This is a genomic window from Frigoribacterium sp. VKM Ac-2836, assembly GCF_013248995.1.
GTDB lineage: Bacteria > Actinomycetota > Actinomycetes > Actinomycetales > Microbacteriaceae > Frigoribacterium.
Map to the genome: position 1 here is coordinate 1,138,286 of NZ_JABRPK010000001.1, position 14,156 is coordinate 1,152,441.

General features: G+C 67.5%; 12 protein-coding genes. 5 read left to right on the forward strand and 7 right to left on the reverse strand.

Going from position 1 to position 14,156, the window contains the following annotated elements; genetic code table 11:
- Positions 1-17: 17 nt before the first annotated feature.
- The 6 genes from pgl to tkt form a co-directional block, all read right to left on the reverse strand.
- The gene (pgl, locus tag HRF36_RS05290; RefSeq protein WP_173207177.1) at positions 18-788 is read right to left on the reverse strand and encodes a 6-phosphogluconolactonase; all 771 of its coding nucleotides are present in this window, start codon (positions 786-788) and stop codon (positions 18-20) included.
- 14 nt (positions 789-802) lie between these two features.
- On the reverse strand, positions 803-1,750 hold the full coding sequence (locus tag HRF36_RS05295) for a glucose-6-phosphate dehydrogenase assembly protein OpcA (RefSeq protein WP_173207179.1): 948 nt from the start codon (positions 1,748-1,750) through the stop codon (positions 803-805).
- Positions 1,747-3,282 carry a glucose-6-phosphate dehydrogenase gene (gene zwf, locus HRF36_RS05300; protein WP_173207965.1) on the reverse strand — a complete coding sequence of 512 codons (1,536 nt, stop codon included), beginning with the start codon at positions 3,280-3,282 and terminating at the stop codon, positions 1,747-1,749. The genes HRF36_RS05295 and zwf overlap by 4 nt, the downstream gene beginning before the upstream one ends.
- 113 nt (positions 3,283-3,395) lie before the next feature.
- Positions 3,396-4,991, reverse strand: a complete 1,596-nt coding sequence (locus HRF36_RS05305) for a glucose-6-phosphate isomerase (protein ID WP_173207182.1) — start codon at positions 4,989-4,991, stop codon at positions 3,396-3,398.
- On the reverse strand, positions 4,988-6,115 hold the full coding sequence (tal, locus tag HRF36_RS05310; protein ID WP_173207185.1) for a transaldolase: 1,128 nt from the start codon (positions 6,113-6,115) through the stop codon (positions 4,988-4,990). Before tal ends, HRF36_RS05305 begins: the two co-directional genes overlap by 4 nt.
- 25 nt (positions 6,116-6,140) lie before the next feature.
- Positions 6,141-8,234 (reverse strand): transketolase, encoded by a 2,094-nt coding sequence (tkt, locus tag HRF36_RS05315; RefSeq protein WP_173207188.1) that lies wholly within the window; start codon positions 8,232-8,234, stop codon positions 6,141-6,143.
- Positions 8,235-8,517: 283 nt separating this feature from the next.
- Here tkt and HRF36_RS05320 point away from each other — a divergent pair, with 283 nt between their 5' ends.
- Positions 8,518-9,441: a heme o synthase gene (locus HRF36_RS05320; RefSeq protein WP_054146096.1), complete on the forward strand. Its 924-nt coding sequence runs from the start codon at positions 8,518-8,520 to the stop codon at positions 9,439-9,441.
- Between the two features lie 4 nt (positions 9,442-9,445).
- A complete protein-coding gene (locus HRF36_RS05325; protein ID WP_173207191.1) occupies positions 9,446-9,880 on the forward strand; it encodes a GNAT family N-acetyltransferase in 435 nt (144 codons plus the stop codon).
- A gap of 21 nt (positions 9,881-9,901) precedes the next feature.
- Here HRF36_RS05325 and HRF36_RS05330 read toward each other — a convergent pair whose 3' ends face one another.
- On the reverse strand, positions 9,902-10,870 hold the full coding sequence (locus tag HRF36_RS05330; RefSeq protein WP_371740023.1) for a heme A synthase: 969 nt from the start codon (positions 10,868-10,870) through the stop codon (positions 9,902-9,904).
- 299 nt (positions 10,871-11,169) lie between these two features.
- On the opposite strand from HRF36_RS05330, the gene sufB reads away from it, so the two are divergent.
- From sufB to HRF36_RS05345, 3 genes are read left to right on the forward strand one after another with little or no spacing between them, the layout of a single operon-like run.
- Positions 11,170-12,588 carry a Fe-S cluster assembly protein SufB gene (sufB, locus tag HRF36_RS05335; protein WP_173207194.1) on the forward strand — a complete coding sequence of 473 codons (1,419 nt, stop codon included), beginning with the start codon at positions 11,170-11,172 and terminating at the stop codon, positions 12,586-12,588.
- Entirely contained in the window at positions 12,589-13,815 is a 1,227-nt protein-coding gene (gene sufD / locus HRF36_RS05340) for a Fe-S cluster assembly protein SufD (protein WP_173207197.1), read from the forward strand.
- Complete coding sequence (locus HRF36_RS05345) at positions 13,815-14,147, forward strand: non-heme iron oxygenase ferredoxin subunit (protein ID WP_173207200.1); 333 nt, start codon at positions 13,815-13,817, stop codon at positions 14,145-14,147. The genes sufD and HRF36_RS05345 overlap by 1 nt, the downstream gene beginning before the upstream one ends.
- The last annotated feature ends 9 nt before the right edge of the window (positions 14,148-14,156 follow it).

Here is a 14,156-nt window from a genome sequence, read left to right on the forward strand (position 1 = left end):
GTCGTCCGAGCCCAGGCTCAGTAGGTGGAAGCGATGAGGTTCTCGGGTACCTCGGCCGCCGCGTCCTGGTCCACGAAGAACACCGTCCGCTTACGACCCTTGACCCCTGCCACCGGCACCTGGTCCGCGCCCGCACCCGCGAGGGCGAGCCCCAGCGACGAGGCCTTCTCGGCTCCGGCGAGGATCATCCAGACGCGCTGCGAGTTGTTGATCACGGGAAGGCTCAGCGTGAGTCGCACCGGTGGCGGCTTGGGGGAGTCGTCGATCGTGAGCACGGTGGGCGCGAGTTGGCGAATCTGCGCCTTGTCGGGGAACAGCGATGCGACGTGACCGTCGGGTCCGACGCCGAGGAGCGTGATGTCGAAGCGCGGGGCCTCGTCGTCGGCCTGGGCGTGCTGGAGGAGTTCTTCGCGATAGGCGGCTGCCGCGGCCTCGACGTCGACGTAGTCACCGACAGCGCCGAAACGATGGACGTTCTCGGGCAGCAGCCCGATGTGATCGAGGAGATCGATGCCGGCCTGTGTGTCGTTGCGGTCGGAATCGCCGGCCGGGACCCAGCGTTCGTCCGCCCACCAGATCGAGACCTTCGACCAGTCGACGCTGTCGCGGGCCGGTGACGCGTTGATGGCCGCCAGCACGAGGGTGCTGACCGAGCCGCCGCTCACGACGACCGACGCGTAATTCTGTTCTTCGAGAACGTCGATGATCTTGGTGATGAAGCGGGCGGCCACGGACGCGCCCAGCGATTGTTTGTCGGGGTGGACCAGCACCCGGCGTTCGTTCGTCACGGTTCTCTTCTGCTCTAGTTGCTCTGGACGGGTTCGTTCAGTTGGCCGACCCCGTGTCTCACGACGTTCCCGAACAGGTCGTCGGGGTCGAGTCTACGGAGTTCCTCGGCCAAGCAGTCGCGCAGCGAGCGGCGTGGCAGGGCCAGATCGTGCGTGGGCTGTCCTGGTTGGGTCAGGGTCGCGACGTCGTCGAGCGACCTCTCGAGGACGATGGGGCCGGAGGGACGGACCAGCTTCACGCCGTGGATGCCGCTCGAGCCGGTCGCCCGGGTCGTCAACTCGCCGTCCACCGGCACGTCGAGTTGCAGGCGCAGCCACGCGGCCAGGAGAAGCGTCGAGGGGGAGTCGGGTGCTCCTGAGACCCCCACCTCGGTGACCGACTCGTACGGTGGCTGGTCGAGCACGGCGGCGAGCTGGGCCCGCCACAGGGTGAGCCGGGTCCACGCGAAGTCGGTGTCGCCGGGAGCGTAGCTGCGGGCGAGGTCGATGATCGACTGGCGAGGGTTGGCCTGGCTCGCAGCGTCTGTGATGCGCCGCTGGGCGATGCGCCCCAGGGGAGACTCCGACACCACGGCAGGCGCGGTCTTGGGCCACCACGCTACGACGGGAGCGTCCGGGAGCAGGAGCCCGGTGACGAGTCCTTCCTCGTCGCTCGCGGTGTCGCCGTAGGCCCGGAGCAGGATCACCTCACTGGCTCCGGCGTCCCCGCCCACGCGGATCTGGGCGTCCAATCGACCGTCGAGGTCGTCCAGCTCGGTCGACGTGGACACCACGATGACCCTCATGGGGTGCTCGCGGGACGCGTCGTTCGCCGCTTCGATCGCCTCTTCCTCGTCGCCGAGACGGGTGGAGATGATCAGGGTGAGGACACGGCCCAAGGCGACCGCGCCTCCTTCTTCCCTGATCTTGACGAGCGCCTTCTGGACGCGGCTGATGGTGCTGTCGGGCAGATCGACGATCACGGACGCCTCCAGGTACGGCCGTCACGGGCCATGAGTTCATCGGCCGAGGCGGGGCCCCAGGTGCCGGGTCGGTACTGCTCGGGCTGGCCCTGCGAGGCCCAGAACTCTTCGATCGGGTCGAGGATCTTCCAGGACAGCTCGACTTCTTCGTGGCGCGGGAACAAGGGTGGATCGCCGAGGAGGACGTCGAGGATGAGCCGTTCGTAGGCCTCTGGGCTCGCCTCGGTGAAGGCGTGCCCGTAGCCGAAGTCCATGGTGACGTCGCGGACCTGCGTGCCGATCCCGGGCACCTTCGAACCGAACCGGAGGGTCACGCCCTCGTCGGGCTGGACCCGGATCACGAGAGCGTTCTGCCCAAGCGATGTCTGCGTCCCGAAGATGTTCTCGGGCACCTGCTTGAACACGACGGCGATCTCGGTCACCCGGCGCCCGAGACGTTTTCCCGCCCGGAGGTAGAACGGCACGCCAGCCCATCGGCGCGTGGCGATCTCGAGCTTGATCGCCGCGAAGGTCTCCGTCGTGCTCTCGGGGTTCATGCCCTCTTCGTCGAGGAAGCCCAGGACCTTCTCGCCCCCCTGCCACCCTCCGGCGTACTGGCCCCGGGCCGTGCCCGCGGAGAGGTCCGCGGGCAGGCGGACGGCCGAGAGGATCTTCTCCTTCTCGGCTCGAAGATCGCGGGCGGCGAACGTCACGGGTTCTTCCATGGCCGTGAGTGCGAGCAGTTGGAGAAGGTGGTTCTGGATGACGTCGCGAGCGGCGCCGATCCCGTCGTAGTAACCCGCTCGCCCTCCGACGCCGATGTCCTCGGCCATGGTGATCTGGACGTGGTCGACGTAATTGGAGTTCCAGAGGGGTTCGTACATCTGGTTGGCGAACCGGAGCGTCAGCAGGTTCTGCACCGTCTCTTTGCCGAGATAGTGGTCGATACGGAAGACGCTGTCGGGCTCGAAGACCGTCTCGACCACGGCGTTGAGCTCGCGAGCAGTCTTCAGGTCGCTGCCGAACGGCTTCTCGATGACGACACGACGCCATGCACCGTCCTTCTCCTCGGCGAGCCCCGAGTTGCGCAGTTGCTCCGTGACCATCGGGAAGGCCTTGGGCGGGATGGAGAGGTAGAACGCGTGGTTGCCCATCGTGCCACGCTCACGGTCGAGCGCCTCGATGGTGTCCTTGAGCCGTGCGAACGCGTCGGCGTCGTCGAAGACCCCTTGGACGAATCGGAATCCCTCTTTGAGTTGACGCCAGACGTCCTCGTCGAACGGTGTACGCGCGTGGTCCTTGACGGCCTGGTAGACGACCTGCTCGAAGTCCTGGCCCTCGAACTCGCGTCGGGCGAAACCGACGAGCGCGAAGCCGGGCGGCAACAGGCCACGATTGGCGAGGTCGTAGACGGCGGGCATGAGCTTCTTGCGGGAGAGATCCCCCGTCACGCCGAAGATGATGAGGCCGCTGGGGCCGGCGATGCGGTTGAGACGTCGATCGGAGGGCAGCCGCAGCGGGTTGGACTCCGGGGTGATCGGCACCGGTGACATGGGCATCCGTTCTGTGGTTCGAGGGGTATCCGGTCGCACGCGAGTGACGACTGAGGGGACCACCGGGGCAAGACGAAAGGGCCGGCGCCCGTGAGGACGCCGGCCCTTTCGACTCAGCGGAGTGCGGCGGTGATGACCGGCAACGCGGCGGCCACGTCGGTCACCGTCAGCGTCAGCACCGGACGACCGTGCTCGGCCAGGACCTTGGCGTCGCCCGCAGCCTGAGCCTGCACGAGCTGCCCGAACGTGAACGGGCTGTCCGGGATCTCGAGGTCGGTCTCGGGCACCTGCGTGATCTGCAGGAAGACACCGTTGGCCGGGCCGCCCTTGTGGTACTGACCGGTCGAGTGCAGGAAGCGCGGTCCCCACCCGAAGGTGACGGGACGCTGCGTACGTGCCGCGAGCAGGTCGCGGATCTCGTCGAGCTGCGGGTTCGCCACGCGGTCCACGTAGGCCTGGATCGAGACGTAGCCGTCGTCGCTCAGGTGGGAGAGCAGCGCGGCCACGGCCGACTCGAGCGTGTCGCCCGTTTCGACGCCTCCGACCTCGCGGACCTCGACGCCCTCGGACGTGAAGGCCGGGGGAGTGGGCTCGGGACGGTCGTCGAGCAACGCCCGCGTCGCGACCTTGGCCGACTCGACGTCGGGCTGGTCGAACGGGTTGATCTCGAGCAGACGCCCGGCCACGGCGACGGCGTACTCCCAGACCATGATCTGGCCGCCGAGCGAACCCGAGATCTCGACCTCGCCGGGCGCGACCTCACGGGTCTCGTCGGCGTTGGCCACGAGTCGGACGACCTGCACGTCATGCAGACCCGCCGTGATCTCGGGGGCGGAGGTCCCGATCACGACCGGGAGGAGGCCGCGGCCCTGCTTGCCGGTCGACTCGGCGATGAGCTGTTCGGCCCAGTCCGGGAACCCGACGATGTGCGTACCGTCGGCGACGATGGCGATCTTGTCGCGAAGCGGCGAGGTTCCTGCCAGGACCGCGCCCAGCACCAGGCCGGGGTTGTCGGCACGGTCCTGTGCCAACTCGACCGTCACGGCGTCGGCCTCGGCGAGCAGTTCGCGGATGTCGGCACCGGCCAGGCCGGACGGCACGAGACCGAACGCCGAGAGGGCCGAGTAGCGCCCACCGATGTTCGGGTCGGCGTTGAAGACGCGGTACCCGGCCTCGCGAGCCTGCCCGTCCAGGGGCGAACCCGGGTCGGTGACGACGACGATGCGCTCGACGGGGTCGATGCCGGCGTCGGTGAACGCCTTCTCGAAGGTCTTGCGCTGACTGGCGGTCTCGACGGTCGAGCCCGACTTGGACGACACCACGAGCACGGTGCGCTCGAGGCGGTCGGCGAGGGCCGTGAGGACCTGGCCGGGCTCGGTCGCGTCCAGCACGGTGAGCTCGACGCCGTAGGTCCGGGTGATGACCTCGGGCGCGAGCGACGAACCGCCCATGCCCGCGAGCACGACGTGGTCGACACCCTTGGCGGCGAGCTCGTCGCGCAGCGAGTCGATCTCGTCGAGCAGAGGGGTGGAGACCACGACGGCCTCGGTCCAGCCAAGACGCTTGGCCGACTCGTCCTCGGCGTCAGGGCCCCACAGAGTGGGGTTCTGTGCCGTGATGCCGGAGGCGACGAGGTCGCTCACGAGCTGCGGGACGACCGTCTCGACCGCCTGTGCCGCGTCTCCGCTGGCAGCGATGGTGATCGTCACTTGGACTCCCCGGCGGGCTTGGCGGCCTCAAGAGCGGCGGTGACGGTATCGAGCAGTTCGTTCCACGACACGACGAACTTCTCGACACCCTCTTTCTCGAGGGTCTCGGTCACGTCGTCGTACGACACACCCTGCGCGGCGATCGCGTCCATGGTCTCGTTCGCCGAGGCGTAGGAGGCGCTGATCGTGTCCCCGCGCACCTCGCCGTGGTCGAAGGTCGCCTCGAGGGTCTTCTCGGGCATCGTGTTGACGACGTCCTGGGCGACGAGCTCGACGACGTAGGTCGTGTCGAGGACGGCAGGGTCCTTGACGCCGGTCGACGCCCAGAGGGGGCGCTGCTTGTTGGCGCCGGCGGCGATGAGACCCTTGGCCCGCTCGGAGTCGAAAGCCTGCTGGTAGACCTCGTAGGCGAGCTGAGCGTTGGCGACGCCCGCCTTTCCCTTGAGGGCCTTCGCCTCGTCGGTGCCGACGGCGTCGAGACGCTTGTCGATCTCGGTGTCGACGCGCGACACGAAGAACGAAGCCACCGAGTGGATCTCGGTGATGTCGATGCCAGCGGCCTTGGCCTGCTCGAGGCCCGTGAGGTAGGCATTGATGACGGCCCGGTAGCGCTCGAGGCTGAAGATCAAGGTCACGTTGACGCTGATGCCCTGAGCGATGACGGCCGTGATGGCCTCGAGTCCCTCGATGGTCGCGGGGATCTTGATGAGGGCGTTGGGGCGTCCGACCTTGGCGGCCAGCTTGACCGCCTGGTCGATGGTGCCCTGGGCGTCGTGGGCGAGACCCGGCTCGACCTCGATCGACACACGGCCATCGAATCCACCGGTCGTGTCGTAGACCTCGCGGAAGATGTCGCAGGCACGGGTGACGTCGTCGGTCGTGATCTCGAAGACGGCGTCGGTGACGCTGACCCCGGTCTTGGAGAGCAGGGCGACCTGGTCGTCGTAGGCCTCGCCCTTGGCGAGAGCCGACGCGAAGATCGTCGGGTTGGTCGTCACGCCGACGACGTTGCGCTCGGCGATGAGCTTCTGGAGGCCGCCCGCGTTGATGCGCTCGCGCGAGAGGTCGTCGAGCCAGATGCTCACGCCGGCGGCGGAGAGCTGTGCGGTGTTCGAATCAGTCATGTTCTTCTTCTTCCTTTGTCGACGCTCAGAGAGCGGCGATCGAGTCCTTGGCGGCGGCGACGGCGGCTTCGGTCGTCATGCCGAACTGCTTGAACAGCGTCTTGTAGTCGGCCGAGGCACCGAAGTGTTCGATCGACACGCTGCGGCCGGCGTCACCGACGATGCCGCGCCACGGCATCGCCACACCGGCCTCGATCGAGACGCGGGCCTTGACGGCGGCCGGGAGGACGGCCTCTTTGTACTCGTCGGACTGCTCGTCGAACCACTCGATGCTCGGAGCCGAGACGACGCGGGCGTTGATGCCCTCGCCGCGCAGGACCTCGCGGGCCTCGACGGCGATCTGCACCTCGGAACCCGTCGCCACGAAGATCACGTCGGGCGTGCCGCCCGGCGCCTCGGCCAGGACGTAAGCACCCTTGGCGACGTTCTTGGCGGACGCGAAGGTGTCACCTTCGGCGTCGCCGGTGCCGCGCTCGAAGACGGGCAGGTTCTGACGGCTGAGCGCGATGCCCGCGGGGCCGTGGTGGCGCTCGAGGATCGTCGCCCAGGCCCAGGCCGTCTCGTTGGCGTCGGCCGGACGGACGACGTCGAGGTCGGGGATGGCGCGCAGGGACGCCAGCTGCTCGATCGGCTGGTGGGTCGGGCCGTCCTCGCCGAGGGCCACGGAGTCGTGAGTCCACACGTAGATCGCGGGCGACTTCATCAGCGCGGCGAGACGGACGGCGGGGCGCATGTAATCGCTGAAGATCAGGAACGTGCCACCGAAGGGGCGCGTGTTGCCGTGCAACGTGATGCCGTTGAGGATGGCACCCATGGCGTGCTCGCGGATGCCGAAGTGCAGCACGCGACCGTAGGGGTCACCGCTCCACTCGTCGGTCGACCACTCGGTCGGGACGAACGACTTGGAACCCGTGATGGTGGTGAGGTTCGACTCGGCGAGGTCGGCCGAACCGCCCCAGAGCTCGGGCACGACGCCGGCGAGGGCGTTGATGACCTTGCCGGAGGCAGCTCGTGTCGAGACGTCCTTGCCGGCCTCGAAGACGGGCAGTGCCTCTTCGATGCCCTCGGGCAGCTCGTTGGCGAGGATGCGGTCGAGCATGACCTTCTTGTCGGGATTGGCCGACGCCCAGGCGGCGAGCTTCTCGTCCCACTCGGCGTGCTGTGCCTGACCTCGCTCGACGGCCTTGCGGGTGTGCTCGAGGACGGCGGGGTCGACGTCGAACGACTTCTCGGGGTCGAACCCGAGGACCGACTTGAGGCCGGCGACCTCGTCGGCGCCCAGGGCGGAACCGTGGATCTTGCCGGAGTTCTGCTTCTTGGGCGACGGCCAGCCGATGATCGTCTTGAGGATGATCAGCGAGGGCTTGTCCGTGACGGCCTTGGCCTTCTCGATGGCGTCGTGCAGTTCTGCCACGTCCTCGACGTACTCACCGGTCTTCTTCCAGTCGACGACCTGGACGTCCCAGTCGTACGACTCGAAGCGCTTGTGGACGTCCTCGGTGAAGGCGATGTTGGTGTCGTCCTCGATCGAGATCTGGTTGGAGTCGTAGATCGCGACGAGGTTGCCGAGCTTCTGGTGCCCGGCCAGCGAGGCGGCCTCGCTCGTGACGCCCTCTTGCATGTCGCCATCTCCGGCGATGACGTAGACGAAGTGGTCGAACGGACTCGTCCCCGGTGCGGCCTCGGGGTCGAACAGACCGCGCTCGAAGCGGGCGGCGTAGGCGAAGCCCACCGAGCTCGCGAATCCCTGGCCCAGCGGGCCGGTCGTGATCTCGATGCCGTCGGTGTGGCCGTACTCGGGGTGGCCGGGGGTCTTGGAGCCCCAGGTGCGCAGAGCCTCGAGGTCGTCGAGTTCGAGACCGTAGCCGCCCAGGTAGAACTGGATGTACTGCGTCAGCGAGCTGTGGCCGACGGACAGGATGAATCGGTCGCGACCGATCCAGGTGCTGTCGCTCGGGTCACGACGCATGACCTTCTGGAAGAGCAGGTAGGCGGCGGGCGCCAGGCTCATCGCGGTACCGGGGTGGCCGTTGCCGACCTTCTCCACCGCGTCGGCCGCGAGGACGCGGACCGTGTCTACTGCTTTGTTGTCAATGGATTCCCATTGCAGATCTGCCACTGGAAGTTGACCCTTCTTGATGCGAACTGCGCGGGGTCGATTCGCTCCCGCGCTGACGTGCGCCTGCCGAGACATCGTCGGCTGGGTCGCACACACGCTGGGGGCGGAGATCAGGACGGTTCGTCCGGTGATTCGGGACCGAGAGGGCGTGCGACTGGCAAGCACCTGTCAGTATAGGGACGAAGCCCCTCCGCCCGTCCGCATCCGGCCGGGGGTTCGCCGTCAGCGTCGACGTTCATCGCCTAGACTTCTCGGGCAAACCGTTCGTCTCGTTAGAGGACTCATGACCGCAGCCGTTGACATCCGCCCCGACACATCACCCCGGGGCTTCCGTCGCAAGGCTCGAGCGTACGTGGCCCTCACGAAGCCCCGCGTGATGGAGCTCTTGCTCGTCACGACGGCACCCACGATGTTCCTCGCGCAGGGGGGCATCCCGAACCTGTGGTTGGTCGCCGCGACGCTGATCGGTGGTGCCCTGAGCGCCGGATCGGCCTCGGCGTTCAATTGCTACATCGATCGAGACATCGATCGCATCATGAAGCGGACCCAGGGGCGTCCACTCGTCACCGGCGACGTGAGCGACCGCGAGGCGCTCGTCTTCTCGTACGTGGTCGGCGTGGCATCGATCGTCTGGCTCGCCCTCACGGTCAACCTGCTCTCCGCGGCCCTCTCGCTCGGCGCCATCCTGTTCTACGTCGTCGTGTACACCCTCTGGTTGAAGCGCCGAACGCCCCAGAACATCGTCTGGGGTGGGATCGCCGGATGCATGCCCGTCCTGATCGGCTGGGCGGCCGTCACGAACGACCTCTCGTGGTCCGCCGTCATCCTGTTCATGGTGATCTTCCTCTGGACGCCCCCGCACTACTGGCCCCTCTCGATGAAGTACCGCGACGACTACGCCGCCGCCGACGTGCCCATGCTGGCGGTCGTGCGTGGGCGCTCGATCGTCGGCCTGCAGGTCATCCTCTATGCGTGGGCGACGGTCGTGTGCTCCCTCATCCTGGTGCCGGTGGCCGGCATGGGTGTCCTGTACACCGTCGTCGCCCTGGCCAGCGGTGCCTGGTTCGTCTGGGAATCGCACCGGCTCTACAGCCGGGCCATCCAGCACGTCGCGGAGGTGCGTCCCATGCGCGTCTTCCACAGTTCCATCACCTACCTCACGCTCTTGTTCGTCGCCGTCGGCGTCGACCCCCTGCTTCCCTTCTGATCGCGTGGGCGCCTCTGGATGGGCCGTCCGTCCGGCGCGCGCGGACGACCTCGTCCCGCTGTCCGAGCTCAAGCTCGAGGTGCTCAGACCCGAGTTCGAGCGACTCGGCATCTGGGATCCCCCACGGCATCGGGCACGCTTCGAGCGCGAGTTCGTCGCCTCCGAGACGCGCGTCGTCGAAGGCGACCAGCGCCTCCTCGGGTGCATCGCGCTGCACCCCGACGACGGGACGACGTGGTTGCGCCACTTCTACCTGGCCGAGGAGGCGCGAGGTCACGGCATCGGGACGACCCTCCTCACCGAGGCCATCACCTCCGTGGCCGGAGGCTCGATCACCCTCGACGTGCTCACGGGCAGCCGCGCGGTGTCTCTCTACGAACGCACGGGATTCGTCGTCATCGACCAGGACGACGTCGACACCGTCATGCGCCGCGGCTAGAAGCGTCCTTCGTCGCGACCGTCAGGCGCGGGAGGCGGCCGCTTCGACGATCGGCTCGACCTCGTCCGGTGCCTGATCGTTGCGAAGCGACAGCACGACGGCGGTCATGGCCGCCACGAGCAGGGCTGCCAGCACCATGTGGCTGCCGACGAGCAGGGGAGGCAGCCCCGTCCGTGCCTGCGTGATGCCCACGGCGATCTGGGCGACCTCGACGCCGAGGAGGGCCAGAGGGAACCGGCGGGGGAGGCTCGCCCGCAGGGTCCACACGAAGACGCCGACAGTGAGGGCCAGGGTGGCGTAAGCGGGCCAGCTGTGGACGTGGTCCATGATCGCCGGGTCCAGACCGTTGCGGGGCGTGGCGGCGTCACCGGCATGAGGCCCGGAGCCGGTCGTGAGGACGCCGACGACGACCGTGACCGCCACCACCGCCGACGTGACGTGCACGAGCCGGGCGTAGCCCCGCGGCGTCGCGGCATGGTGCCCCCGAGGCCCGCGGTAGACCCGCCAGAGCAACGTCGTGGTCAGCGCGACGAGCACGATCGAAACGACGAAGTGGGCCCCGACGATGTAGGGGTTCAAGCCGGTGAGGACGGTGATCCCGCCGAGCACTGCCTGGAATGGGATGCTCAGGCCCTGGACGAGGGTGAGCCAGAAGAAGTCACGCCGGACCTTGCGCATCCGCAGCACGAAGAGGAAGGCGAGGATCACCACGAGGGTGAGCACGAAGGTCAGCAGACGGTTGCCGAACTCGATGACTCCGTGGATGCCCATCTCGGGTGTGCTGACGAACGAGTCGGCGGTACAGCGCGGCCAGGTGGGGCAGCCCAGCCCGGACCCCGTGAGCCGCACGGCGCCTCCGGTGCCGATCAGGAGCACCTGACAGACGAACGACGCCCAGGCGATGAACCGGACCCGGCGGTCGACGGTCGTGGGCAGCCATGACCAGGCTCGGGTCAGGACTCCGGTGGCGCCCACCTGTGCGTTGCTCACGACTTGCTGCCTTTCGTCACATTCGGCGGTCGGCCCTGTAGAATCAACGGGTTCAGGAACACGACCCGGCAGGGTGTCGACGGAGACATCCGAAGGCCGTGAGATCCGCAGAAGCGGTGCACGGTCTTCACCACCAGTCTAAGCAACGTCACCTGACGTCTCGATCACGTCGAGCGTCGTCCGACGCAGCGAGGACCGCCGGTGTGTTCGACTCGCAGGGCGAGCAACCGGGCCGCTCCATCACCCGGGGAATGCCGTTCGGCCGACCCGTGTTCGGTCCGGCAGAGAAAGAGGTAGTCATGTCAGACGTGTTGATCGATCGACCCGAGCTCGCGAGCCTGGGGCAGTACGAGTTCGGCTGGGCCGACTCCGACACCGCGGGTGCCTCGGCGCGCCGAGGGGTGTCACCCGAGGTCGTCACCGACATCTCGAACCTGAAGAGCGAACCGGAGTGGATGCTCAAGAACCGGTTGAAGGGCCTGACGCTGTTCGAGCGCAAGCCCATGCCGACGTGGGGTGCCGACCTGTCGGGCATCGACTTCGACAACATCAAGTACTTCGTCCGGTCGACCGAGAAGCAGGCGACCACCTGGGACGAACTTCCCGACGACATCAAGAACACCTACGAGAAGCTCGGCATCCCTGAGGCCGAGCGCAATCGCCTCGTGGCGGGTGTCGCTGCTCAGTACGAGTCCGAGGTGGTCTACCACCAGATCCGCGAGGATCTCGAGCAGCAGGGTGTCATCTTCATGGACACCGACACCGCGCTGCGCGAGCACCCCGAGCTCTTCCAGGAGTACTTCGGCACCGTCATCCCCGCCGGAGACAACAAGTTCGCCGCCTTGAACACCGCGGTCTGGTCGGGCGGCTCGTTCGTCTACGTACCCAAGGGCGTCCATGTCGAGATCCCGCTGCAGGCGTATTTCCGCATCAACACCGAGAACATGGGCCAGTTCGAGCGGACGCTGATCATCGCCGACGAGGGCAGCTACGTGCACTACATCGAGGGCTGCACCGCTCCGATCTACAAGTCGGACTCGCTGCACTCGGCCGTCGTCGAGATCATCGTCAAGAAGAACGCCCGCGTGCGCTACACGACGATCCAGAACTGGTCGAACAACGTCTACAACCTGGTCACCAAGCGGGCGATCGCCCACGAGGGCGCCACCATGGAGTGGATCGACGGCAACATCGGGTCGAAGGTCACGATGAAGTACCCGTCCATCTACCTGGTCGGCGAGCACGCCAAGGGCGAGACCCTCTCCGTCGCCTTCGCGGGCCCGGGGCAGCACCAGGACGCCGGCGCGAAGATGATCCACATGGCGCCGTACACGACGTCGTCCATCGTCTCGAAGTCGATCGCTCGCGGCGGCGGTCGCGCGGGCTACCGCGGCGAGGTGCGCGTGGACGAGGCCGCGCACCACGCGGCCAACACGGTCCGCTGTGACGCCCTTCTCGTCGACACGATCTCGCGGTCGGACACCTATCCCGCCATCGACATCCGTGTCGACGACGTCCAGCTCGGTCACGAGGCCACCGTCTCGCGTGTCAGTGAAGAGCAGCTCTTCTACCTCATGTCTCGCGGCATGGCCGAGGACGAGGCCATGGCCATGATCGTCCGCGGCTTCATCGAGCCCATCGCCCGCGAGCTCCCGATGGAGTACGCGCTCGAACTCAACAAGCTCATCGAGATGAGCATGGAAGGATCAGTCGGCTAGATGTCCGCCGCAGCACCCACCACCACACCAGAGTCCACCACCACGCCGGGTGTCCAGCACGGCGCAGGTGCCCACACCGACGGCGGATGGGGCCTCGTCCCCGTCCAGACCCGATCCGAGCGGTTCACCTCGGTCGACCCCGCGGCCTTCGCCGACGTGACGGGTCGCGAGGTGGACTGGAAGCTCAGCCCCGTGTCGCGGCTTCGTCCGTTGATCGACGGTCATCTCGACGGCTCGCCCTATGCGTACCTGGCTCGTGAGACGCCCGGCGCGACCGTCGAATGGATCGACCGCGGCGACTCGCGGGTCGGAACGGCCGGAACGCCCGAAGACAAGGCATCGGCCAACGCGTGGGCGAGTGCCGAGAAGGTCCTCGCCGTCACCCTCGACGGCGACGAGCCGTCCGCCATCACCATCGGCCGCTCGGGTCTCGACCGCGAACCGCGGGCGGGGCACACCCTCATCCACGCCAAGGCCCACAGCCAGGCCATGGTGGTCCTCCGCAACACCGGGTCGGCACAGCTGGTCGAGAACGTCGAGATCGTGGTGGACGAGGGGGCACACCTCACCGTGGTCACCCTGCAAGAGTGGGACGACGACGCCGTGCACCTCGCGAGCCACCATGCCCGCATCGGTCGCGACGCGCAGCTCAAGCACTTCGTGGTGAGCCTCGGCGGCTCGGTCGTCCGGGTCAACCCGTCGGCCCACCTTGCCGAGCAAGGTGCCGACGCCGAGCTCTACGGCGTGTACTTCGCCGATGCCGGCCAACACCTCGAGCAGCAGGTCTACGTCAACCACGACGCCCCCAAGACCCGGAGCCGCGTCAATTACAAGGGTGCCCTCCAGGGCGCCGGTGCCCGGACCGTCTGGATCGGTGACGTGCTCATCGGCCGAACGGCTCCCGGGACCGATAGCTACGAACAGAACCGCAACCTGGTGCTCAGCGAGGGAACACGCGCCGACTCGATCCCCAACCTCGAGATCGAGACCGGGGACATCGAGGGCGCAGGGCACGCCAGCGCGACCGGTCGTTTCGACGACGAGCACCTCTTCTACCTGCAGTCGAGGGGCATCTCCGAGCACGAGGCACGACGCCTGGTGGTTCTCGGGTTCCTCGTCGAGGTCATCCAGAAGATCGGCGACGCCGACCTCCAGGCCCGCCTGGTGGACGCCATCGAGGTCGAACTGGCCGCGGGCGAGGCGACGTCCGGCGAGACGGTCGCCTGATGCCGACGAAGGTCTGTGGCGTCGACGACGTCAGCCCGTCCCAGGCGCATCGCGTCGTCGTCGACGGCGTCGCGATCGCCGTGGTGAAAGACAGCGCCGGAACGATCCACGCCATCGGCGACACCTGCACCCACGGCGACATCTCGCTCTCCGAGGGATTCGTCGAAGACGACACCCTCGAGTGCTGGGCCCACGGCTCCAAGTTCGAGCTCACCACCGGCAAGCCGCTCACGCTGCCCGCCTACGAACCCGTACCGGTCTTCTCGGTCTCCGTCATCGACGGCGAGGTGTACGTCGACACCACGTCGACCCCCACCGAAGCCGCACAGTAAAGGAACAGA

Excerpts from the sequence above, each read along its gene's own strand:
- zwf (WP_173207965.1), bottom strand. The coding sequence starts at position 3,282 with ATGTCACCGGTGCCGATCACCCCGGAGTCCAACCCGCTGCGGCTGCCC.
- tal (WP_173207185.1), bottom strand. The coding sequence starts at position 6,115 with ATGACTGATTCGAACACCGCACAGCTCTCCGCCGCCGGCGTGAGCATC.
- HRF36_RS05320 (WP_054146096.1), top strand. The coding sequence starts at position 8,518 with ATGACCGCAGCCGTTGACATCCGCCCCGACACATCACCCCGGGGCTTC.
- sufB (WP_173207194.1), top strand. The coding sequence starts at position 11,170 with ATGTCAGACGTGTTGATCGATCGACCCGAGCTCGCGAGCCTGGGGCAG.
- sufD (WP_173207197.1), top strand. The coding sequence starts at position 12,589 with ATGTCCGCCGCAGCACCCACCACCACACCAGAGTCCACCACCACGCCG.
- HRF36_RS05345 (WP_173207200.1), top strand. The coding sequence starts at position 13,815 with ATGCCGACGAAGGTCTGTGGCGTCGACGACGTCAGCCCGTCCCAGGCG.